At 66.6% G+C, this 22,113-nt stretch carries 18 protein-coding genes; 9 read left to right on the top strand and 9 right to left on the bottom strand.

Annotation, left to right across the window (positions count from 1 at the left end; all coding sequences use genetic code 11):
• Positions 1-55: 55 nt before the first annotated feature.
• Positions 56-868 (bottom strand): uracil-DNA glycosylase, encoded by an 813-nt coding sequence (locus KZX42_RS14315; RefSeq protein WP_248120350.1) that lies wholly within the window; start codon positions 866-868, stop codon positions 56-58.
• Between the two features lie 195 nt (positions 869-1,063).
• On the opposite strand from KZX42_RS14315, the gene KZX42_RS14310 reads away from it, so the two are divergent.
• From KZX42_RS14310 to glyS, 6 genes are all read left to right on the top strand, one after another.
• Positions 1,064-2,719: an electron transfer flavoprotein-ubiquinone oxidoreductase gene (locus KZX42_RS14310; protein ID WP_248120522.1), complete on the top strand. Its 1,656-nt coding sequence runs from the start codon at positions 1,064-1,066 to the stop codon at positions 2,717-2,719.
• Between the two features lie 102 nt (positions 2,720-2,821).
• Complete coding sequence (locus tag KZX42_RS14305) at positions 2,822-4,702, top strand: tetratricopeptide repeat protein (RefSeq protein ID WP_248120348.1); 1,881 nt, start codon at positions 2,822-2,824, stop codon at positions 4,700-4,702.
• Positions 4,703-4,764: 62 nt separating this feature from the next.
• Entirely contained in the window at positions 4,765-5,637 is an 873-nt protein-coding gene (locus KZX42_RS14300; protein WP_248120346.1) for a 4-(cytidine 5'-diphospho)-2-C-methyl-D-erythritol kinase, read from the top strand.
• Positions 5,638-5,846: 209 nt separating this feature from the next.
• Entirely contained in the window at positions 5,847-6,686 is an 840-nt protein-coding gene (locus tag KZX42_RS14295; protein ID WP_248120344.1) for a fasciclin domain-containing protein, read from the top strand.
• A gap of 109 nt (positions 6,687-6,795) precedes the next feature.
• Positions 6,796-7,689, top strand: a complete 894-nt coding sequence (locus KZX42_RS14290) for a glycine--tRNA ligase subunit alpha (RefSeq protein ID WP_248120342.1) — start codon at positions 6,796-6,798, stop codon at positions 7,687-7,689.
• The gene (glyS, locus tag KZX42_RS14285) at positions 7,689-9,761 is read left to right on the top strand and encodes a glycine--tRNA ligase subunit beta (RefSeq protein ID WP_248120340.1); all 2,073 of its coding nucleotides are present in this window, start codon (positions 7,689-7,691) and stop codon (positions 9,759-9,761) included. The genes KZX42_RS14290 and glyS overlap by 1 nt, the downstream gene beginning before the upstream one ends.
• 156 nt (positions 9,762-9,917) lie before the next feature.
• On the opposite strand, the gene KZX42_RS14280 is transcribed toward glyS, so the two are convergent.
• A complete protein-coding gene (locus KZX42_RS14280) occupies positions 9,918-10,271 on the bottom strand; it encodes a DUF559 domain-containing protein (RefSeq protein WP_248120338.1) in 354 nt (117 codons plus the stop codon).
• Positions 10,272-10,470: 199 nt separating this feature from the next.
• Between KZX42_RS14280 and ppdK the strand changes: the two genes are divergently transcribed.
• Both ppdK and KZX42_RS14270 read left to right on the top strand, forming a co-directional pair.
• On the top strand, positions 10,471-13,149 hold the full coding sequence (gene ppdK / locus KZX42_RS14275) for a pyruvate, phosphate dikinase (RefSeq protein WP_248120336.1): 2,679 nt from the start codon (positions 10,471-10,473) through the stop codon (positions 13,147-13,149).
• Between the two features lie 258 nt (positions 13,150-13,407).
• Positions 13,408-13,935: a porin family protein gene (locus tag KZX42_RS14270; RefSeq protein WP_248120334.1), complete on the top strand. Its 528-nt coding sequence runs from the start codon at positions 13,408-13,410 to the stop codon at positions 13,933-13,935.
• 72 nt (positions 13,936-14,007) lie between these two features.
• Here the strand turns inward: KZX42_RS14270 and KZX42_RS14265 are convergent, their stop codons facing one another.
• The 6 genes from KZX42_RS14265 to KZX42_RS14240 all read right to left on the bottom strand — a co-directional run bounded on the left by KZX42_RS14265 (position 14,008) and on the right by KZX42_RS14240 (position 20,048).
• Positions 14,008-14,268: a hypothetical protein gene (locus KZX42_RS14265; protein WP_248120332.1), complete on the bottom strand. Its 261-nt coding sequence runs from the start codon at positions 14,266-14,268 to the stop codon at positions 14,008-14,010.
• Between the two features lie 249 nt (positions 14,269-14,517).
• Complete coding sequence (locus KZX42_RS14260) at positions 14,518-15,669, bottom strand: beta-ketoacyl-ACP synthase III (protein WP_248120330.1); 1,152 nt, start codon at positions 15,667-15,669, stop codon at positions 14,518-14,520.
• A 28-nt stretch (positions 15,670-15,697) separates the two neighbouring features.
• A complete protein-coding gene (locus KZX42_RS14255; RefSeq protein WP_248120322.1) occupies positions 15,698-17,752 on the bottom strand; it encodes a capsular polysaccharide biosynthesis protein in 2,055 nt (684 codons plus the stop codon).
• 241 nt (positions 17,753-17,993) lie between these two features.
• Positions 17,994-18,827, bottom strand: coding sequence for a CoA ester lyase (locus KZX42_RS14250; RefSeq protein ID WP_248120320.1), 834 nt, complete (start codon positions 18,825-18,827; stop codon positions 17,994-17,996).
• Positions 18,827-19,504, bottom strand: coding sequence for an SDR family NAD(P)-dependent oxidoreductase (locus KZX42_RS14245; RefSeq protein WP_248120319.1), 678 nt, complete (start codon positions 19,502-19,504; stop codon positions 18,827-18,829). Before KZX42_RS14245 ends, KZX42_RS14250 begins: the two co-directional genes overlap by 1 nt.
• Positions 19,505-19,550: 46 nt before the next feature.
• On the bottom strand, positions 19,551-20,048 hold the full coding sequence (locus KZX42_RS14240) for a GAF domain-containing protein (RefSeq protein ID WP_248120317.1): 498 nt from the start codon (positions 20,046-20,048) through the stop codon (positions 19,551-19,553).
• 174 nt (positions 20,049-20,222) lie between these two features.
• On the opposite strand from KZX42_RS14240, the gene KZX42_RS14235 reads away from it, so the two are divergent.
• Entirely contained in the window at positions 20,223-20,396 is a 174-nt protein-coding gene (locus KZX42_RS14235; RefSeq protein WP_248120315.1) for a DUF1328 domain-containing protein, read from the top strand.
• A gap of 848 nt (positions 20,397-21,244) precedes the next feature.
• On the opposite strand, the gene KZX42_RS14230 is transcribed toward KZX42_RS14235, so the two are convergent.
• The gene (locus KZX42_RS14230; protein WP_248120314.1) at positions 21,245-21,883 is read right to left on the bottom strand and encodes an ATP-binding protein; all 639 of its coding nucleotides are present in this window, start codon (positions 21,881-21,883) and stop codon (positions 21,245-21,247) included.
• Between the last annotated feature and the right edge of the window lie 230 nt (positions 21,884-22,113).

The raw sequence follows: 22,113 nt of genomic DNA, 5'->3' as shown, positions 1-22,113 counted from the left end.
AGGACAAAGGCGGCGCGTGTATGGCGATGGTCGTCAGCATGTCACAATGCCGCCGTTAGCCTTGTTCTTCAACCGAGTCCGTTTCAAGGCGAACCGCCAGCGAAAGCAGATCGGCCCAGACCTGGCGTTTGGCCTGGGGCTGACGTAGCAGAAACGCGGGGTGCAGCGTCGGTATGACGGGGGCGGAAACGCCGCCCTCCGCGAGCCGCCACTCCTGCCAGCGGCCGCGCAGCTTCATGATCCCGTCCTCGGCCTGAAGCACCCCGCGCGCAGAGGCGGCGCCCAGCAGCAGCACCGCGCGCGGCTTCAACAAGGCGAAGGCGCGCTCCACGAAGGGGGCGCAGACCGCCTGCTCCTGGGGCGTGGGCGTGCGATTGCCGGGGGGGCGCCAGAAGACGGTGTTGGTGATGAAGACCCGGTCGGTCAGGCCGGCCGCCGCCAGCATCCGGTCCAGCAACTGACCCGCCTTGCCGACGAAGGGCTGGCCGATCCGGTCCTCGTCCGCGCCGGGGCCTTCGCCGACGATCAGCACGGGGGCGTTGGGATTGCCGCGTCCGAACACCGACTGGGTCGCGCCCATGCCGCGCAACGGACATCCTTCGAAGGCGGCGACGGCGGCGGCGAGATCCTGCAAGGTCGCCGCGCCCGCGGCCAGACGCCGGGCCTCGGACACGGCGTCCTCGGCGGCGTGTCCGGCCAGGGCCGGGGCCACAGAGGCGGTCGCGCGCTGCACCGCCTTCACCGCCGGCGGCGGAGCGATATGGGTGTGGTCGACCGGGGCGTCGCCATAGCAGGCGTCCACCCCCGCATCCCGCCAGAAGGCGAGCAGGCTTTCGACTGCAGCGATGTCATGGGGTTGCGCGTTCATGTCTGCGGGTACCGATAGGCCTTGACCGCCCTCGCGTCACCTTCCGATAAGCGGCATAACCACACGGACAACCGGGATTCAGGGGAAATCATGGCCGAAGACGCCATCGAGGGCGGCGCCGAAAACGCCCGTCAGGAAGCCATCATCGACAATCTGCCGCCGCTGGAGGCGCTGAACGGCGTCGAGCGCGAGATCATGGAATATGATGTCGTGATCGTCGGCGGAGGCCCGGCTGGCCTGTCGGCGGCCATCCGCCTGAAGCAGCGCGCGGAGAAGGACGGCAATGAGATCACCGTTGCGGTGCTGGAAAAGGCGGCCGAGGTCGGCGGTCACATCCTGTCCGGCGCCGTGATCGATCCCAAGGCGCTGAACGAGTTGTTCCCCGACTGGAAGGAACGGGGCGCGCCGCTGGAGACGCCCGTCACCAAGGATCGCTTCCTGTTGCTGGGGCCGCAAGGGTCGGCGCCGCTGCCGATGCCGTTGTTGCCGCCCTTCATGCACAACCACGGCTGCTACATCGCCTCGCTGGGCAATGTCACACGCTGGTTGGGCGAACAGGCCGAGGCGCTGGGCGTCGAGGTCTATCCCGGCATGGCCGCCAGCCATGTCGTCTGGGAAGAAGAGACGGGCCGGGTGAAGGGCGTCGTCGCCGGCGTCTTCGGCATCGACCGCGAAGGCAAGCCGACCGACGACTTCCAGCCGGGCATCGAACTGCACGGCAAATATGTCTTCATCGCCGAGGGCGTGCGCGGCTCCCTGGCCAAGACCATCATCGCTCGTCACAAGCTTCAGGACGGCAAGTCGCCGCAGAAATACGGCATCGGCCTGAAGGAGCTGTGGCAGGTGCCCGCCGAACAGCACCAGCCCGGCCTGGCCCAGCACACGACCGGCTGGCCGCTGGACGAACACACCGGCGGGGGCAGCTTCCTGTATCATTTCGGCGACCGCTACGTGGCCGTGGGCTATGTCGTTCACCTGAACTACAAGAACCCGTTCCTGTCGCCGTTCGACGAGTTCCAACGCTTCAAGCACCACCCCGAGATCGCCAAACACCTGCAGGGCGGGACGCGCATCTCCTATGGCGCGCGGGCGATCACCGAGGGGGGGCTGCAGTCGATTCCGAAACTGTCCTTCCCCGGCGGCGCTCTGATCGGCTGTTCGGCGGGCTTCGTGAACGTGCCCCGCATCAAGGGCAGCCACAACGCCATGAAGACCGGCATGCTGGCCGCCGACGCCGCCTATGAGGCGGTTCAGGCGGGGCGGTCGGGCGACGAACTGTTTGAATACCAGACCGCCTTCGAAAAGAGCTGGGTCTATAAGGAGCTGTCGGTCGTCAGAAACGCCAAGCCGCTGCTCAGCAAGTTCGGCACGACCCTGGGCGGGGCGCTGGGCATGTTCGACATGTGGTGCCGAACGCTGCTGGGCGGCTGGTCGCCGATCCCGACGTTGAAACACGCCAAGACCGACGCCGCCTCGACCGAGTTGGCGGCCAACCACAAACCGATCAAATACCCCAAGCCGGACGGCAAGCTGTCGTTCGACAAGCTCTCGTCGGTCTTCATCTCCAACACCAACCATGCCGAGGATCAGCCCGCCCACCTGAAGCTGCTGGATCCGTCCATCCCCATCCGGGTCAATCTGCCCGAATACGGCGAGCCTGCGCGGCTGTACTGCCCGGCGGGGGTGTACGAGGTCGTCTATGGCGACGAGGCGGCCAAGGCTGACCCGCGCTTCGTCATCAACGCCCAGAACTGCGTCCACTGCAAAACCTGCGACATCAAGGACCCGTCGCAGAACATCGTCTGGACCACGCCCGAAGGCGGCGGCGGTCCCAACTATCCGAACATGTAAACACCCCTATCCGCCCATCCCGGCTTTCCTCGGGATGAGCGGAGTGGAGGAGCAATCATCCAGCCTCTTGCGGGGGAGGGGGAAAGCGTGAAGGGTCGCGGCATGATCGCCTCTCGTTCGCGCCGCTCGACTCTGATTTCCGCCTCCCTGACCGTCGTCGCCCTGGCCATGGCCGGACAGGCGGGGGCGCAGGACGCCGCGCCCGCCGCCCCAACGCCCCAGACCCATCCGCCGGCCGTGATCCTGGAGCCGGGCCAACCCATTCCCGGCCAGACGACCTCGCCGGCTCAGGGCGCCGCGTCCGATCCCCACATCGTCATCACCGAAACGCCCGCCGCCCCGGCGATACCGGCCGTCTGGGCGCCGATCCCGACAAACGCCGAGGGCCGCAGCGCCTATGGTCTGTATCTGGCCGGCAAACTGGCCCTGATGCAGGGGGAGGGCGCGCAAGGCTCCGACTATCTGGCCCGGGCCGAGCGGCTGACGCCGGAACAGCCGCGCGTGCGCGAACAGGCCTTCACCTCGGCGCTGCTGACCGGCGATCTGGACGTGGCGGCGGCATTGGCCCCGACCGACGCCACGGCGTCTCCGGCCTTCGTCGAGGGCGGGCGGCTGGTTCGATTGGTTCAGGATTACGCCCACGGCGACGCCCGCGCCGCCAACGCCGCCCTGGCGGCCAAGCCGATCGGCGCGCCCCACGCCCGCGCGGGTCTGCTGGTCGCGCCATGGATCGCGGCCGCCGCCAATGACTGGACGCGCGCGCTTCAGCCCGCTCCGACCGCCGGCGATCCGCTGACCCTGGCCTTCGCTCGCATCAACCGCGCATCCCTGCTGGAGCGCCGCCGCGACTATGCCGGGGCCGAGGTCGAGCTGAAAGCGGCGGCCGATGCGCCGACCATCGGCGCCCTGTTCAAACGCCCCTACGGCGAGTTCATGGAGCGGCGCGGTCGCCGTGATGACGCCATCACCCTCTATCGCGCGGCGACGGCGGTTCAGCCGGTCGATCCCGGCGTGACGCGCGCCCTGGAACGGGCCGAAGCCGGCGGTCGGCCTCCTGCCTTGCCTGATCTGCGCGAAGGCGCGTCCCAGGCCTTGGTCACCGCCGCGGCCCAGGCCTCGGCCGAGCGGGGCAACGAATTCGCCGCCGTCTATCTGCGCCTTGCCCAGAACCTCTATCCCGACGACGAGACCGAATATCAGCTGGCCCAGGTCCTGGCCCGCGCCGGGCTGAAAAGCTCCGCCCGCGCCGCCCTGTCGCGCATCGGGACCGAGGACGCGGCGCTCTATGCCGCCGCCCGTGCCCAGATGGCCGTCAGTCTGGAAGAAGAGGGGCGGTCGGACGACGCCCTGACCGAACTGCGCCGCGCCTTCGCCGCCAGCCCCGACAATCGCCAGATCGCCCTGGTCTTGGCGGGGCAGTTGATGCAGTTGAAACAGCATGAAGAGGCGCTGACCCTGCTGGACGGGCCGGTGCTGAACACCGCCGATCAGGGCGCCAACGTCCACTTCCTGCGCGGCGCCGCCTATGAGGCCCTGAACCGCACGACCGAGGCCGAGGCCGAGCTGTGGGCCGCGCTTCAGGCCGCGCCAAACGACGCCGACATGCTGAATTACCTGGGCTATCTTTGGGTGGACAAGGGGCTGCGCGTGCAAGAGGGCGCCGCCATGATCGCCCGCGCCCACGCGCTGGAACCCGACAACGGCAACATCCAGGACTCCCTGGGCTGGGCCCAGTTCAAACAGGGCCAGTACGACGTCGCGGTCAACACCCTGGAAGAGGCAGTGGACAAGGAGCCGGCCAACGCTGAGATCAACGACCACCTGGGCGACGCCTATTGGAAGGTCGGCCGCCAGCGCGAGGCCGTCTGGTTGTGGAACCGCGTCCTGGTGCTGAACCCCGACGACGAACGCCGCGTCGAGGTCGAACGCAAGATCGCCGATGGGTTGGACAAGCCTGCTTCGACCAGCGGCGTCTCGAACTGATCTCCGATCATTCGCGGGGATGAACGGATGAAATGCGCCCGGTCATGGGTTAGTCAGCGCCCATGACCGTCCGCACCGCCTTGGCCCCGGCCAAGATCAATCTGTTCCTGCATGTCGGGCCCCTGGACGGGGACGGCTATCATCCGCTCAGCAGTCTGGTGGCCTTCGCCGACGTGGGCGACCGGGTGTCCGTCGAACCGGCCGCGCGGCTGTCGCTTGACGTCGTCGGCCCGTTCGCCGCTGGCCTATCGGGCGCTGACGACAATCTTATTCTGCGCGCGCTGCGTCGACTGGGCGAGACGGTCGGCGCGGGCGAACCGGGGCTGAAGGTCGTTCTGGACAAGCGCCTGCCCATCGCGGCGGGCCTGGGCGGCGGATCGTCGGATGCCGGCGCGGCGCTGAAGCTGGCGCGCGACGTGCTGGCGCTCGACATCGACGATGCAGGGCTGGAGACGGTGGCGACCGTCGTCGGCGCCGACGGCCCCATGTGCGTCAGGATGCGCACCGCCTGGGCCGAAGGGCGGGGCGACGTCCTGACGGACGAACCGCGGCTGCCGCCGCTGCCGGCCGTCCTGTTCAATCCCGGCGTTACGTCGCCTACCGGCGAGGTCTATCGGGCCTATGACGCCGGGCCCGTCGCGGCGGCGGATCGCCCGGCGCCGCCTATCGACTGGAGCATCGGCGGCGTGATCGATTGGCTGTCGCGCCAGCGCAACGACCTTGAGGCGCCGGCTCTGGCCCTGACGCCCGCCATCGCCGGCGCCCTGCGCGCGGTCTCCACCACGCCAGATATCGCCCTTACGCGGATGTCCGGCTCGGGCGCGACGGTGTTTGGCCTCTATCCGAACGTCGATGCCGCCGAGGCGGCGTCGGCTTTTCTGGCCGAAGCTCATCCGACCGCCTGGGTTCAGTCGACCCGACTGGCTGTGCAGTAACGCCTCAGTCTTATGGCCGAATGCTGGCGATATGACGCATTTGGTCCAGCATTCGCCCAGGTCTCGCCGCGATGATCACAGGAGTTACGGTTTGTAACGAAATCTCGGAACCGGACCGCCGGTCTCCGACTTGGGCATGACAGTTCCGATGACTGGAACGGATCGTCTCTCTGCCGATGACGATCCTCAAACAGAAAAAGGATATCGTCATGCTTCGTGCCAAACTGCTTGCCGCGACCGCCGTGGCCACCCTGATGGCCGCCCCGGCTTTCGCCCAGGAAACCGCCCCCGTCACCCCGACGCAGGCGCCTGCGGAAACGCCGGCTCAGACGCCGGATCAAGCGCCCGCCGCTGCCGCGCCCGTGATGCAGGAGGTCGCGCCCGCCCGAACCGCCACGACCCAGGCCACGCCCGCCGCCGCCGAGACGGTGGTCGATGTGCTGAAATCCAGCGGTCAGTTCACCACCCTTCTGGCCGCCCTGGACGCCGCCCAACTGACCGATACCCTGGCTAGCCGCCCGGCCATCTCGATCTTCGCTCCGACGGACGCGGCCTTCGCCGCACTGCCCGAGGCGGATCGCACCCGCCTGATGGACCCGGCCAATGCGGCCGAGTTGCGCCAGCTGCTGCTCTATCATGTCATCGTCGCTGATGTGACGCCCGATCAGATCCAGGGCAAGAAGGGCGGCGTGCCGACCGCCGCGGACAGCCAAATCCTGCTGGACGGCACCGGCTCTGCCATCAAGGCGGATGGCGCGACCGTGGTCAGCGCCGAGCTTGACGCCTCCAACGGCGCGGTCTTCCCCATCGACAAGGTGCTGAACCCGGCCCAGTCCATGGCCGCCATGGGCGACGAAGAAGCCGCCGCCCCGGCCGACGCAGCCGCTCCGCCCGAAGCGAGCGACGGCGCTGCGGCCCCCACGGCGCCGACTGGCGAACCGGCTGCGACCACCACCACCACCGCCTCGCCCCCGGTCCAGAATCCGACGGATGGCCAGGTCGATCCGACCCCGGACGCCGGCGACCAGACCGCTCCGAACCCGAAATAGGACCGGCCGGGTTTCGCCCGCCGCCAAATGGGCGGGCGCAGCGTGTTGAAGCGAGAGGCGGCGGGCCCTATGGTCCGCCGTCTTTTTTGCAGCCCCTCCCGAGCCCGATTTGACCACCCCGACTGAGCCGCTCGCGTTTCAGGACCTGATCCTGACCCTTCACCGCTATTGGGGCGATCAGGGCTGCGCCATCTTGCAACCCTATGACATAGAGGTGGGGGCGGGCACGCTGCACCCGGCGACGGTGCTGCGCGCCCTGGGCCAGAAGCCTTGGAAGGCCGCCTACGTCCAGCCCAGCCGCCGCCCCGGCGACGGCCGCTATGGCGAGAATCCGAACCGGCTTCAGCACTATTATCAATACCAGGTCATCCTGAAGCCGAACCCGGACAACCTGCAGGAGCTGTACCTTGGGTCGCTGGCCGCCATCGGCATCGACACGAAACTGCACGACATCCGCTTTGTCGAGGATGACTGGGAAAACCCCACCGTGGGCGCCTGGGGCCTGGGCTGGGAGGTCTGGTGCGACGGGATGGAGGTGACGCAGTTCACCTATTTCCAGGGCGTCGGCGGCATCGAGGTGGACGTGGTGTCGGGCGAACTGACCTACGGGCTGGAGCGTCTGGCGATGTATGTGCAGGGCGTCGACAATGTGTACGACCTGAAGTTCACCAAGGAGGGGCTGACCTATGGCGAGGTCTTCCTGGAGAACGAGCGCCAGCAGTCGGAAGCCAACTTCCACGGCTATGACGTGGATGGTCTGAAGCGCCGGTTCGAGGACATGGTGTCGGAGGTCTCGCGGCTTCTGGCCATGACCGGACCCCAGGGCCAGCCGCTGGTCCTGCCCGCCTACGACCAGGTTCTGAAAGCCAGCCACCTGTTCAACCTGATGGATGCGCGTGGCGCCATCGCCGTGGCGGAACGCCAGAGCTACATCGGCCGCATCCGCGAACTCTGCAAAGCCTGCGCCCTCGCTTACGTCGAACAAGAGCGGAAAACCGCCTGATGCCCCAGCTTCTCCTCGAAATCTTCTCCGAAGAAATCCCCGCCCGCATGCAGCAGGGCGCCGCGCGCGATCTGGAGCGTATGGCGACCGAGCGTCTGAAGGCCGCTGGCCTGACCTGGGATGCTCTGACCACCTATGCCGGGCCGCGTCGCCTGACGCTGGTGGTGGACGGCCTGCCTGCCGCCACGCCCGACCGAGAGGACGAGGTCAAGGGGCCGAAGGCCTCGGCGCCCGAACAGGCGCTGGAAGGCTTCCTGCGCAAGACCGGCCTGACCCGCGAACAGCTGGTGGAGCGCGACGGCGTCCTGTTCGCCGTCCTGTCGTCCAAGGGCCGCGCCACCGCCGATCTGGTCGCCGAGACGGTCGATCAGATGGTGCGCGCCTTCCCCTGGCCCAAGTCGATGCGCTGGGGTGTCGGAACCCTGCGCTGGGTGCGGCCGATCAAGCGCATCCTGTGCGTCTTCGACGGGGCGGTGGTCCCGTTCGAGATCGACGGCATCGCGTCCGATGCGATCACGGAGGGCCATCGGTTCCTGGGTTCGGGCGCACCCTTGCGGGTCAGCGACTTCGCCGACTACCGCGCCCAGCTGGAGAAGAATTTCGTCCTGATCGACGTGGCCGACCGCAAGCTGCGTATCCTGGAACAGGCCAAGGCCGCCTGCGCCGCGCGCAGGCTGGTGCTGGTCGACGACGACGGCCTGCTGGACGAGGTGGCGGGTCTGGCCGAATGGCCGACGCCGATCCTTGGCGACATGGACCCGCAGTTCCTGGCTTTGCCGCCGGAAGTGATCCAACTGTCGATGAAGGTGCATCAGAAGTATTTCGCCGTCCGCGATCCGTCGAAAGATGGCCTGGCCCCCAACTTCCTGGTCGTGGCCAATGTCGAGGCGACCGACGGCGGCAAGGCCCTGGCCGCCGGCAACAGCCGCGTGCTGAGCGCCCGCCTGAACGACGCCCGCTTCTTCTGGGATGAAGACCAGAAGGTCGGCTTCGACGCCTGGAACGCCAAACTGTCCGGCGTCACCTTCCACGCCAAGCTGGGCACCCTGGCCGAGCGCGTCGAGCGTATCGCCGCCCTGGCCCGTGAGATCGCGCCGCTGGTCGGCGCCGACGCTGACGAATCCGAGATGGCGGCCCGCCTGTCCAAGGCCGACCTACTGTCGGGCATGGTCAGCGAATTCCCGGAACTGCAGGGAATCATGGGCGGCTATTACGCCCGCCTCGCCGGCCATTCTGACGCGATCGCCGACGCCGTGCGCGACCACTACAAGCCCCAAGGCCCCGCCGACACGGTCCCGACCGCGCCCGTCACGGTCGCCGTCGCCCTGGCCGACAAGCTGGACACATTGGTCGGCTTCTTCGCCATCGACGAAAAGCCCACGGGATCGAAGGACCCGTTCGCGCTGCGCCGTGCGGCGCTTGGGGTGGTTCGTCTAATTCTGAATAACAAGATCCGGCTTGCTCTAGCCGACGACGCTTTTGCTCCTGCGATTGCGCTCATTACAAGTCAGGGCAAGGTAGATCGCCAGGTCGATAAGCTGTCCCTTGGGTCAGAACTGGCGTCCTTCTTCGCCGACCGCTTGACCGTCCTCCTTCGCGATCAAGGCCAGCGCCACGATCTCGTCGCCGCCGTCTTCGCTCTGGGCGACGACGATCTGGTCCGCATCGTGCGTCGGGTGGAGGCGCTGGCCGCCTTCCTGGCCACGGACGACGGGGCCAATCTGCTGGCGGGCTACAAGCGCGCCTCCAACATCCTGCGCGCCGAGGAGAAGAAGGGACCGCTGCCGACCGGAATGGTCCAGACCGGCCTGCCGAACCAGCCCGAGGCCGAGATCACCCTGGCCTTCGCCGTCGGCGCCGCCCGCACGGCCGTCGAGGCGGCGCTGGACACCGAGGACTTCGCCGCCGCCATGACGGCGCTCGCCGCCCTTCGCGCCCCGGTGGACGCTTTCTTCGAGGCCGTCATGGTCAACTCCGACGTGGCCGAGGAACGCGACAACCGCCTGAAACTGCTGGGCCAGGTGCGCGGCGTGATGGGCCAGGTCGCCGACTTCGGTCAGATCGCGGGATAGGGGCCGCATCGTCTCCTCCCCACTTGTTGGGAGGGGGACCGCGCAGCGGTGGAGGGGCTCTTGACGTCCCACCGCTGCGATGGGGTGAAGAACCCCTCCGTCACGGCGCAAGCGCGCCGCGCCACCTCCCCATGGAATGGGGAGGAGACGGATGCGTCAGCATTGAATGCGCTCTCTCGCCTTGTCGGCGATGAAATCGAGAACGTCGCCTAAGTCCACCCGCACCTGTTCCGCCGAGACGCGGATGACCGCAATGCCCTGGGTCGCAAGCCAGCGCGTCCTTCGCGCATCGTGCTCGCCCCGGCCCTCATGGCTTTCGCCATCCACTTCGACCGCCAGCATCGCCTCCGCGCAATAGAAGTCCAGCACATAGATGCCGACCGGATGCTGGCGACGGAACTTCATGCCGGCTAGAGCGCGACGACGCAGGCGGATCCAAAGCCGCGCTTCGGGTGGCGTAAGGGCGCAACGCAGAATGCGGGCGCGCGAGACGGAGCCTTCGTGCGTCAAGAACCCCTCCGTCTCTCCGCTGCGCTCCGAGCCACCTCCCCATTTCATGGGGAGGAGACGATGACGTCAAGAAACCGCCCGACCGGTCACGCATTGTTACATCCGCCATGGCCAAGCCGGATCGCCCGCGCTAGATCATGCTGCATGTGCGAGCGGGGAGAACCCGCCGCATGATCCGACAAAGCTCAGGGACTGCAAGATGACCAAGTGGGTGTACGGCTTCGGCGGAGGCTCCGCCGACGGCGATGCGTCGATGAAGAACCTTCTGGGCGGCAAGGGCGCCAATCTGGCGGAGATGTCGTCGCTGGGCCTGCCGGTGCCGCCGGGCTTCACCGTCACGACCGAGGTCTGCACCCACTATTACGCCAATGGCGAAACCTATCCCGCCGACCTGGAGGCCCAGGTCCAGACGGCGCTGGAGAAGGTGGAAGGGATCGTCGGCAAGACGTTCGGCGATGTCGAAAATCCGCTGCTGGTCTCGGTGCGCTCGGGCGCGCGGGCGTCGATGCCGGGCATGATGGACACCGTCCTGAACCTGGGTCTGAACGACCAGACGGTCGAGGGGCTGGCCCAGCTGTCGGGCGACCGCCGCTTCGCCTTCGACTCCTATCGCCGCTTCATCACCATGTATTCCAACGTGGTGCTGGGCCTCAGCCACGACGATTTCGAAGAGGTGCTGGACCAGCACAAGGACCGTCTGGGCGTCACCGTCGACACCGACCTGAGCGCGTCCGACTGGGAAAAGGTGGTCGCCGACTACAAGGCCGTGGTCGAGCGCGAGCTGGGTCACGCCTTCCCGCAGGACCCCAAGGACCAGTTGTGGGGCGCCGTGGGCGCCGTGTTCGAAAGCTGGATGAACGATCGGGCGAAATTCTATCGCCGGATGCACGACATCCCCGAAAGCTGGGGCACCGCCGTCAATATCCAGTCGATGGTGTTCGGCAACATGGGCGAGACGTCGGCGACGGGCGTGGCCTTCACCCGCAACCCCTCGACCGGCGAGGCGCGCCTCTACGGCGAGTTCCTGATCAACGCGCAAGGCGAAGACGTGGTCGCGGGCATCCGCACGCCGCAGAGCCTGACCAAGATCGGCCGCGAGGAGATGGGCGAGACCGCCCCCTCGATGGAAGAAGCCATGCCGGAAGTGTTCGGCCAGTTCGTCGAAGTCGTCGGCAAGCTGGAAAGCCACTACCGCGACATGCAGGACATCGAGTTCACGGTCGAACAGGGCCGTCTGTGGATGCTTCAGACCCGCAACGGCAAGCGCACGGCCAAGTCGGCGCTGAAGGTGGCGGTGGATCTGGCCGCAGAGGGCGTCATTTCTCAGGAAGAGGCCATCAGCCGCGTCGAGCCTGCAGCTCTGGACCAGCTGCTGCACCCGACGCTGGACCCGGATGCGGAACGTCGCGTGGTGGCGGCGGGCCTGCCCGCCTCGCCCGGCGCGGCGACCGGCAAGATCGTCTTCGATGCGGATGAGGCCGAACGTCTGGCCGGTCTGGGCGAGGCGGTCATTCTGGTGCGCGAGGAAACCAGCCCCGAAGACATCCACGGCATGCATGCGGCGCGCGGCATCGTCACCGCGCGTGGCGGCATGACCAGCCACGCCGCCGTCGTGGCGCGCGGCATGGGGCGCGCCTGCGTCTCCGGCGCCGGCGAAATCCATATCGACGAGGCCAAGGGCGTCTTCACCGCGCGCGGCCGCACCTTCAAGGCCGGCGAGGTCATCACCATCGACGGGTCGAAGGGCGAGGTGCTGGACGGCGCCGTGGCCATGATCGAGCCGGAACTGACCGGAGACTTCCAGACCCTGATGGGCTGGGCCGACAAGGTGCGCCGCCTGAAGGTCCGCGCCAACGCCGAGACCCCGCTGGACGCCAAGACCGCGCGCGGTTTCGGCGCGGAGGGCATCGGCCTGTGCCGCACCGAACATATGTTCTTCGACGACAGCCGCATCGCCGCCGTCCGCGAGATGATCCTGGCCGACGACGAAAAGGGTCGCCGCACGGCCCTGGCCAAGATCGCGCCGTTCCAGAAGTCCGACTTCGTGGAGCTGTTCGAGATCATGGCGGGCCTGCCGGTAACGGTGCGGCTGCTGGACCCGCCGCTGCACGAGTTCATCCCGCATACGGACGAGGATATCGACGCCCTGGCCGCCTCTTCGGGCATCGACGCGGACAAGCTGAAGCGCCGCGCCAAGGAGTTGCACGAGACCAACCCCATGCTGGGCCATCGCGGCTGTCGCCTGGGCGTGGCCTATCCCGAAATCTATGAGATGCAGGTCCGGGCCGTGCTGGAGGCCGCGCTGGAGGTCAAGCAAACATCCGGTCTGGCGCCGATCCCGGAGATCATGCACCCGCTGGTCGCCCTGGGTCTGGAGATGAAATATCTGCGCGAACTGACCGACCGCACGGCCAAGGCCGTCTTCGAAGAGGCCGGCGACAGCGTGGACTATCTGGTCGGCACCATGATCGAACTGCCCCGCGCCGCCATCCGCGCCGGCGATCTGGCCGAATACGCCCAGTTCTTCAGCTTCGGCACCAACGACCTGACCCAGACGACGTTCGGCATCAGCCGCGACGACTCGGGGCGCTTCCTGCAGGCCTATCTGGACAAGGGCATCTTCGAGACCGATCCCTTCGTGCGTCTGGACCAGGACGGCGTGGGCGGCCTGATCGAGATCGCCGCCGAGCGGGGGCGCGTCGTGCGGCCCGAGGTGAAGCTGGGCATCTGCGGCGAACACGGCGGCGACCCGTCGTCGATCGCCTTCTGCGAACAGGCCGGGCTCGATTACGTCTCCTGCTCACCCTACCGCGTGCCGATCGCGCGTTTGGCGGCAGCGCAGGCGGCGCTGGACATCGAACGGGAAAAAGACCGCTGAGGCTTCACACACCCGTCATTCTCGGCTCGAGCTCGAGGATGACGGGGAAAGAAATAAAGGGCGGTCTCTGCGGAGGCCGCCCTTTTTTCTGTCACAAAACCGCCAACCTTGACGGAACGGCGTATGTGTCTTGGCATCCACAGGCGTTGGTAGTGTTTTACGGCCTCTGGAACAGATGAGTGGCTGACCTATTTAAGCACTCGCTGGATGGGGCTGATGATCGGCCTGGTCATCACATCTAGGAGTTAATAAGAAACAATGCGTAACATTATTCTCGCCGCTGTCGCCGTTTCCGCAATCGCCGCGCCGGCATTTGCTCAAACCAATCCCGAGCCGCGTGGTTACGGCTCGCTGGGCTACACTCATCTTGAAGGTGACAATGCAACGACCGGCGCCGTCACGGGTCGTCTGGGCGTGAACCTCAACCGTTACCTGGCCGTCGAGACCGAAGCTTCGGTCGGCGTCAAGCATGACGACTTCACCGTCGCTGGCGTCGATGGCGAGATCAAGCAGGAGTGGGACGCGGCCGGTTATGTGGTCGGCAAGGTGCCGGTCTCCGACAAGCTGGAACTGTTCGCGCGCGGCGGCTACGGCCACACCGAGCTGAAGCAGAAGTTCCCGGGCGCCAATACCGACGTCGGCGGCGACAGCTGGAACTATGGCGCGGGCGCCAACTATTTCGTGGACGGCGTGAACGGCGTGCGCGCCGACTGGACCCGCCGCGACTACCGCGACGACGCGGGCAAGGCCGACGCCTATTCGGTCAGCTACATCCGTCGCTTCTGATCTTTAGGGTCAGCCAAAACGACGAAGGCGCGCTCCGCAAGGAGCGCGCCTTTTGCGTTCAGGGCCGCGATGTCAGGCGAAGTCGCCGGCCAGGGCCCAGCGTTGAGAGCCTTCGCCGAACGGGCGCACGAACCAGTCGCGATATTGTTCAAAGGCTTCGATGATCTTGTTGCGCAAGTCGGGCGGATTGACCGCCTCGCCGCGCTGGCGCCGCATGGCGGCGATGCAATCGACCACCATGTTCTGATGCGCCGAACCGCCCATGCTTTTCAGCACGGCGGCGATGTCTTTGGCCAAGCTTTCCAGCACCTGCTTAGGCGTCGTGTGAGCCATCTGGGATATCCCCTGTTCTCGACAGGCGAATGGGTGACAAAAACTTGTGACAGTTTCAAGCGTCGCCGCGCGAGAATCAGCATGGATGCGAATTAACCTGACATAACGCGGGTCAGGCGATTTGGTTCTCTAAAGCGAGAATGCTCCGAAAAATTCCTTAGAGCGCATGACCGCATCCGGCGCGCCGGGGAATGCAAGTCGGCCCATCCGACCGGCCGCGCTCGGCCGGCTGACCCCAATTTCTTCGCCTCAGGCCCGTTTACGCACGAAGACGGCGCCGGCCGAATAGCCGGCGCCGAAGCTGCAGATCAGGCCCGTGTCGCCCGCTTCGAACCCGTCGTTGTGCAGGTGGAAGGCGATGATCGACCCGGCCGAAGAGGTGTTGGCGTAATCGTCCAGAATGATGACGTTCTCCTCGGCGGAGGGCTCGCGCCCCAGCACCTTCTTGCCGATCATGGTGTTCATGTTGATGTTGGCCTGGTGCAGCCACAGCCGCTTCAGGCCGTGGGGATCGACGCCCAGTTCGTCCGCATGATCGACGATCATGTCCGACACCATCGGCACCACGTCGCGGAACACCTTGCGCCCCTGCTGGATGAACAACTTGTCGTTCTGGACGCTGTCGTCGGCTACGGGGCTGTCCAGATGCGCGGTGTCGCGCGCGTTTCGGTTCAGGAAGCCGAAGTTGTTGCGGATATTGTTCGAGAAGGTCGTCTTCAGCCGCGTGCCTAGCAGGTCCCAGCCGCCCGGTCCGGCCGTCTCGGACGATTCCACGATCACCGCCGTCGCCACGTCGCCAAAGATGAAATGGCTGTCGCGGTCGGTGAAGTTCAGGTGGGCCGAACAGACCTCGGGGTTGACCATCAACACGGCCTTGACCGCCCCCCCGCCGATGAAGTCGGCCGCGGTCTTGATGCCGAAGGTCGCGGAACTGCAGGCCACATTCATGTCGAAGGCGAAACCCTCGATCCCCAGCGCCTGCTGCACCTCGATCGCGATGGCGGGATAGGCGCGCTGCATGTTCGAGGCGGCGCACAGGACCGCCCCGATCTCCGACACCGGCTTGCCCCAGGCTTCGATCGCCTGACGCGCGGCCTTCACCGCCATCTCGGCCAGGATCGACAGTTCGTCGTTGGAGCGTTCGGCCAGGTTCGGGGCCATCCGCTCGGGGTCGATGATCCCGGCCTTGTCCAGCACGAAGCGGCTCTTGATCCCGGACGCCTTCTCGATGAACTCGGGCGAGGAGTGGGCCTTGGCCTCCAGTTCGCCGGCCTCGATCTGGGCGGCGTGGCGCGCGTTCCAGCCATCGGCCCAGGCGTTGTAGCTATCGACCAGTTCGGCGTTGGAGACCGACTGTTCGGGGGTGAAAAGGCCGGTGGCGGCGATGACGGCTTTGGACACTGGAAGCGGGTTTCCTTTACGAACCCCCTTAATAGGACGGCGGCGGCCTGCGGTCGAGACTGGCGATGATCCCGGCGGCCCAGCGCTGCACCTGACCGCGCGGCGCCTTGGGCGTCGGCTGTTCGCGCGCGGCGATCAGCCGGTCCACCAGATCCTCGGCCTCGCACGGCCAGCCCTCGGGCGTGACATACAGCGGATAGGCGATCAGGGCGGCGTGGATCAGGTGATCGACGCTGGCGCGGCGGCTGCGGCGCTTGAACGTCAGCCGGTCGTCGCTCAGGCCCCAGCCAGCATAGAAGGGTCGCCCATAGACCGAAACCGCCTTGCCCCGCATCAGGGCCTCGAACCCGGTCAGGGACGTCAAGGTCGCCACTCGCCGACATGCGTTCAGACAGTCCACGATGTCCAGCCCGTCACCCACCGCATCGACCGAGGCCATGGCCCCGGCGTCCAGCCGCCCCGGCCGGTTGCCCGCCAGCACGTCGGGGTGATTGCGATAGACCAGAAAGGCGTTCGGGTGATCGCGCCGCGCCGCCTCCACCAGGGCCGAGTTGGTGTTGAGATCGGGGTGGCAGCCCAGCAGGATCGACTTGTCGTTCTCGACCTGACCGACGACCAGCAGGATATCGCGATCAACCGGCCACCCGGTCGGCGCCTGACCCTTCAGATTGTATTTCGACAGGCCCGCATCGACCACGCGCGTCCGCAGGGCGGCGGCCCGCGCCAGTTGGAGCGGCGACAGGTCCGAGGTCTCGATCAGGGTCTCCAGCCGCGAGGGCCGCGACGGGTCGTAATAGACGCCCTGATCGTCCAGGGCGACCGACAGCGCGCCGACGAAATCGGACCCGAGCCCGCGCGAGCGTATGAAGCCGTCCTCCATCCGCACCGTGGGCCCGGTGAACGCCGCCGCGGCCTGACGTGTCGCCTCGCTCTCCTTGCCCGCCCACCAGATCAGGCGGCCATCGGTCGTCTTCGCATGGGCGGCGGCGCGCGAGGGCGACATGAAATAACGCATTGACGCCTTGGGCGAGTTCAGCAGACGGCGCACTGGGGGGCGCTTGGCCGGCGCGAACCCCACCGCGGACCAGGACCCCGCCAGCCGGTCGGCCCGGTCGCGAAGGGCGATCAACCGCTCCAGCGCCTGTTCGGCCTCGCATCGCTGGCCCGTCACAGGATCCACATAGCGGCTGTAGGCGATCAGGGCGGCGGCGGCGATCTGTTCGATCGACCGCGCCACGTCGCGCCGTCCCGTCTGGACCGCATCGGTCGTCAGGCCCCACCCGGAATAGAAGGGCGCCCCGAAACACCGCACCGGCAGCCCCCGCAACAGCGCTTCGAACCCCAACGCCGAGGTGACGCAATAGACCGCATCCACCGCCGCCAGCAGGTCGGCGGGCCGCACGTCCGTATCGACCAGGGTGACGCTTGTCAGGTCTGTCACGCAGCCGCGCTTCTTGCCCGCCGCCACGGCCGGGTGGCGTTTCACGATCAACTGGGCGTCCGGCTCGTCGCGTCGGGCGGCGGCGATCATGTCGTCGAAGCTCTGCGCCGTGGCTAGCCCGTGGGCGATGGAGGCGTCCGCGAACGTCTGGTCCACGATCAGCACGCGGCGGCCGGGCTTCAGCAGGCCCGGATCCAGCGGCCCGCCCATATTGGTCTTGGACACGCCTGACGCCACGATCCGGTCGATCAGCCCGCCCGCCCGCGCGATCATCGCCGCGTCGCACCAGTCGTCGGCCGTCTGGATCAGATGCTCAAGCCGGCTGGGTCGCGTCGCATCGTAATAGACTCCCAGATCATCGACGATCAGGCTGAGGCTCGTCGCCCCCGTCTCGCCGATCCCGACCGACCTCAGGAACCCGTCCTCCAGCGCCACATAGGGCCGCCCGTTCTTCTGCGCCCACCTTCGCCCCGTCGCCGCCGTCGGCTTCATCCCCCAGCCCAGCACGGCTTTGATGTCATCACCCGGCAGTCGCCGCAGGTCGTAGTCGGCCAGGAAGACGTTTAGGAACGGAACCTTCAGCACGCCGGGCGCACAGACCCAGGCCGGGATTCTTGCAGATGTGTCAGAGGGGAGGGGCAAGGCGGGTCCGCTGAGGTTCGACGCGAGGTTTAGGGCGGTTGCCTCGCACCCGCTAGGTCCGATCCCATTGTCACCTCCCCATTTCATGGGGAGGTGGCTCGAAGCGCAGCGAAGAGACGGAGGGGGTCTCACCGCATCACGAGCGCTCAAAAGCCCCTCTACCGCGTCGCCTGTCCTCGGGCTCGCCTTTGGCTAGACCCGGGGCCGGTCCCCTTCCCCGCGAGTGGGGAGCAGACGGTGGTCAGCCTTCCGCCCGCGCCAGCAAAGCTCTGGCCTGTTCCAGATGCAGCCGCTCGACCATGGCTCCGTCCACGCGGATCGCGCCCTGACCTTCTGCCTGCGGCTCGGCGAAGGCGGCGACCACCGCGCGGGCCTGCGCGATATCGGCTTCGGACGGCGAGAAGGCGGCGTTGGCGGCCGCGATCTGCGACGGATGGATCAGGCTCTTGCCGTCGAACCCATACAGCTTGCCCTGCGCCGCTTCGGCCGCCAGGCCCTCCGTGTCGTCGATCCGGTTGAACACGCCGTCGATGGCCAGCAGTCCGTTGGCCCGCGCGGCGGCCACCAGCATCGCCAGCCAGGGTTTGAACGGCTCGCGATCCGCCGATGCCCCGGTCCCCAGCGTCTTGGCCAGATCGTTGACCCCCAGCATCAGTCCGTCCAGCGCCCCGTCCGCCGTGGCGATGTCGGCCAGGGCCATCAGGGCGCGCGGCGTTTCGATCATGGCCCACAGGGCGCAACTCTTGGCGAGGCCGGAGGACAGGGCGTGGACGGCCTCAGGCGTCTCCACCTTGGGCGCGACCACCAGCGACGCCCCCGCCGCCTTCATCGCCGCCAGGTCGTCCAAGCCCCACTCGGTGTCCAGCCCGTTGATCCGCACCCCCAGGCGCGGCCCGAACCCGCCGCCCCGAACCGCGGCGACGGCGGCGTCGCGCGCTGCGGCCTTGGCCTCGGGCGCCACCGCATCCTCCAGGTCCAGCAAGGCGACGTCGCAATCCAGTGTCCGCGCCTTCTCGATCGCCCGCGCATTGGAGGCGGGCAGATAAAGGACGCTGCGAACCCGTTCGCTTCGCATCAGACCCGGCCCGTCACGGGGATCAGGGCGCCGGTCATGGCCCGGCTCTCGGGCGAGGCCAAGAACAGGATCACCGCCGCCAGATCGGCCGGCGCGACCCAGGTCGCCGGGTCGGCGTCGGGCATGTCCTTTCGGTTGGCGGGCGTGTCGATGATGGAGGGCAGGACGGCATTGACGGTGACGGATGTGGTCTTCAGCTCTTCGGCCAGCGCCTGTGTCAGGACGTGGACCCCTGCCTTGGCCGCGCCATAGGCCCCCATGCCGGCCCCGGCCTTCAGCGCGGCGGCCGAGCCGACGTTTACGATCCGGCCCTCGGGCGAGGCCTTCAGCGCCGACAGAGCCGCCCGGCTGGCGTTCAGCGCCGTGGTCACGTTCAGGGCGTGCATACGGTCCCAAGCCGGGGCGGCGTCGTCGGTCGTCTGCCAGACGAAACCGCCAGCGATGTTCAGCAGGGCGTCCAGCCGTCCGAACCGTGCGATCACCGTATCCACGGCCCGCTGCGCCTGATCGGCGTCGGTCAGATCGATCCCGCCGACCTCCAGCACGCCGTGCGGCACAGCGTGGCCTCCAGCATGGTCGATGACGGCGACCTGCCACCCGGCGTTCAGCGCCGCTTCCAGCACCGACCGCCCCAGGACGCCGTGTCCGCCCGTAATCGCCATCGTCCGCCGGCTCATCGCATCCTCCCTGTCGCCAGGAACCATAGAGTCGCCCATCACGCGATCAACCGGTCGCGAACACCCGCGCCATCAGACGCTCCAGCGCAATCTGATCCTCGGTGTCGAAGGCGGCCGGGGTCGTCGCATCCACGTCGAACACGGCGATCAGGGCGCCCGACGCATCCCGCACCGGAACCACGATCTCGCTGGCGGAACGGCTGTCACAGGCGATGTGGCCGGGGAAGGCATGAACGTCCTCGACCAACTGCGTCTGCCCAGTCGCCGCCGCCGCCCCGCAAACCCCGCGCCCGAAGGCGATCCGCAGACAGCCCAGCGTTCCCTGATAAGGCCCGACCACCAGTTCGTCCGCCCTGTCCGGCGCCACGGCATAGAAGCCGGTCCAGAAATAGTGTTCGAACGCATCCGCCAGCATCGAGGCGACCGTCGCCATCCGCGCCGTGACATTCGGCTCCCCATCCAGCACGGCCAGGATTTCCGCCTCGACCTCATGATAGCGCGCCGCCTTGTCGGCGGGTCGGTCGGTGCGGGCGACATAGGCCATGGTGAAAACTCCGAAAGCGATTAGGCCCGCCATATAGGGGGACCGCCCTCAGAAGGGGAGGGGAGGCGCGCCGTCCATCCCCGTCCTGCGTCCCCGCGACGTTCTGTCCACGATTCGCGAGCGCCGCCGGAACTCCGTCCCGCCGCTGTCGTTCTGCAGTCAAAGGAGAACGCAATGTTGAAATGGGCTTTGATTTTCGCAGTAATCGCCGTGGTGGCGGGCCTGCTGGGCTTTGGTGGAATCGCAGGCGCCGCCGCCGGCATCGCCAAACTGTTGTTCGTCGTCGCCCTGATCGTCTTCGCGGTCTTCCTGGTGCTCGGCGTCACCGTCGCCAAGAAGGTCACCTGATCTTTCAGGATTGCTCCAAGACCGACGCGGCGGCCCTCCGGGGCCGCCGTTTTCGTTTGACAGGGAGTGTGTCGGGACCACTTAAGATTGGCTCAGGCGCTGGTTGAAAACCCGCTCAATTTTTCCGCCCGCATGTTAGCTGACCACTTAACAGTGCCTCAGTCGATTTGGATTTAGGGAGGACGTCGTCGCAGGTCAGCGCTAACACCAGATATTGCCAACTCTTAGACTTCGATGCGTCTGCGAGATGTGTTGCAACGAACTGAGATAATCGCACATCAGCTTTGTCGATGCCGGACGTCCAGCTAGGCTTGGGCCATGCTCGAACGCATTCTGACGACTATCGTTTATGTCCCGACCGTACCTGATTGGCGGCCTGAAGAGGCGACCCCTCTGGCGGGTTTCTCGCTTCAGCTGTGCGAAGCTAGTCCCTATTTGGGTGCGCTCTCCTGCCTGCCTACGACCATCCTTGACTTCATGCCGGAGCACCATGCTGGCTTTTTGTCCCGACGTCTGTGCGGTACGGCACCGCTGGAGGTCCACCCCCAGTCTCCTCGAGCGATCCGATCCCAACCGATTCCGGATGTCGCTCCATTCACCGTCCTGATCCTCAGTCAAGGCGAGAGCCCGGACGACTATCGGGACTGGATCGCCTCCTGCCCAACGCCGCCGGTCCTTGTAAGTAAGGACAGCCAAGACCTCGGCTATGGCGACCTGACCCTTGAGCGGCTGCAGCGGCGGTTTCTGAAGCTCTGCGACGACGCAGTCGGCCGGTTCGCGCCAGACGTTCTTGAAGAGGCCCGTGCGGCCATCGCCGCATGGCGGCCTCTGCCAGTTACGCCACTAGATTACGACGTCGCCGGACACGGGTCGATCAGGTCGCAAGGAGGCAGCAAGCGTCCGTTGAGCTGTAGGTTTCGCACGAACATGGGCGAGGCTTCCTCTGTTCCGAGAAAGGCCATCGGGACAATGCCGGCGTCGAGCATGCCCTTCAGCGTATCCGTCACATCGTTTTTGACCCCGTTGCGATAGTTGAGGTGCTGGAACTCATCCACGATGAGCAGCTCAGTCCCGAACCGCTCGAAGCAGGCAAAGACGCGGATTTTTAGGGCCAGCTCATTGCCATGACCGGCGTGCAGATCCCCATATGCCTGGAGTATCGACATCATGAACTTTTTGGGTGTCGATCCGCGCTCCAAATCCACCTTCAGGACAGGGACGAATGTCGCTGTTCTAGGCCGTCTCCGCTCCACAGCGGCGATATAGGCCAGAATGGCGGATGTTTTGCCGGATCCCGTAGGACCCAATACGCGCAGCCCCATCTGTGGCTGACCCACGGTCTGTCGGCCGAGCTTTTGCAGGTAGTCCAGCTCGACGTGCAGCGACATATGGATCGGGTAAGGTATGAAAACCTCTTTGAATGCCGCGATCTTGGCGGCAATCCCGTCATTGAGTTCGGCGCGCGTTTGTTCAGAGCGGACACTCATAGGGCGTCCTAGAAGCATATCTTTTGTCAAACATCTGATAGTGTCGAGTTGTCGCGGTGCGGGAGGGCCAAATCCATGTCTCGAAGTGCCTGGATGGGCGGATCGACTTTCCAGCTATCTGTAGATCAACGACGCTAACGAGCCGGCAAGTGACGAAAGCTGTTGATATGGCTCAACATCGAACTGCGTAGGTCGAGCGTGATAAGGACGTCGCTGAATCCTTGCGCCAC

It is taken from the genome of Brevundimonas sp. EYE_349, assembly GCF_023147505.1.
Classification (GTDB): domain Bacteria; phylum Pseudomonadota; class Alphaproteobacteria; order Caulobacterales; family Caulobacteraceae; genus Brevundimonas.
This window is presented reverse-complemented; position numbering and strand designations above follow the sequence as displayed.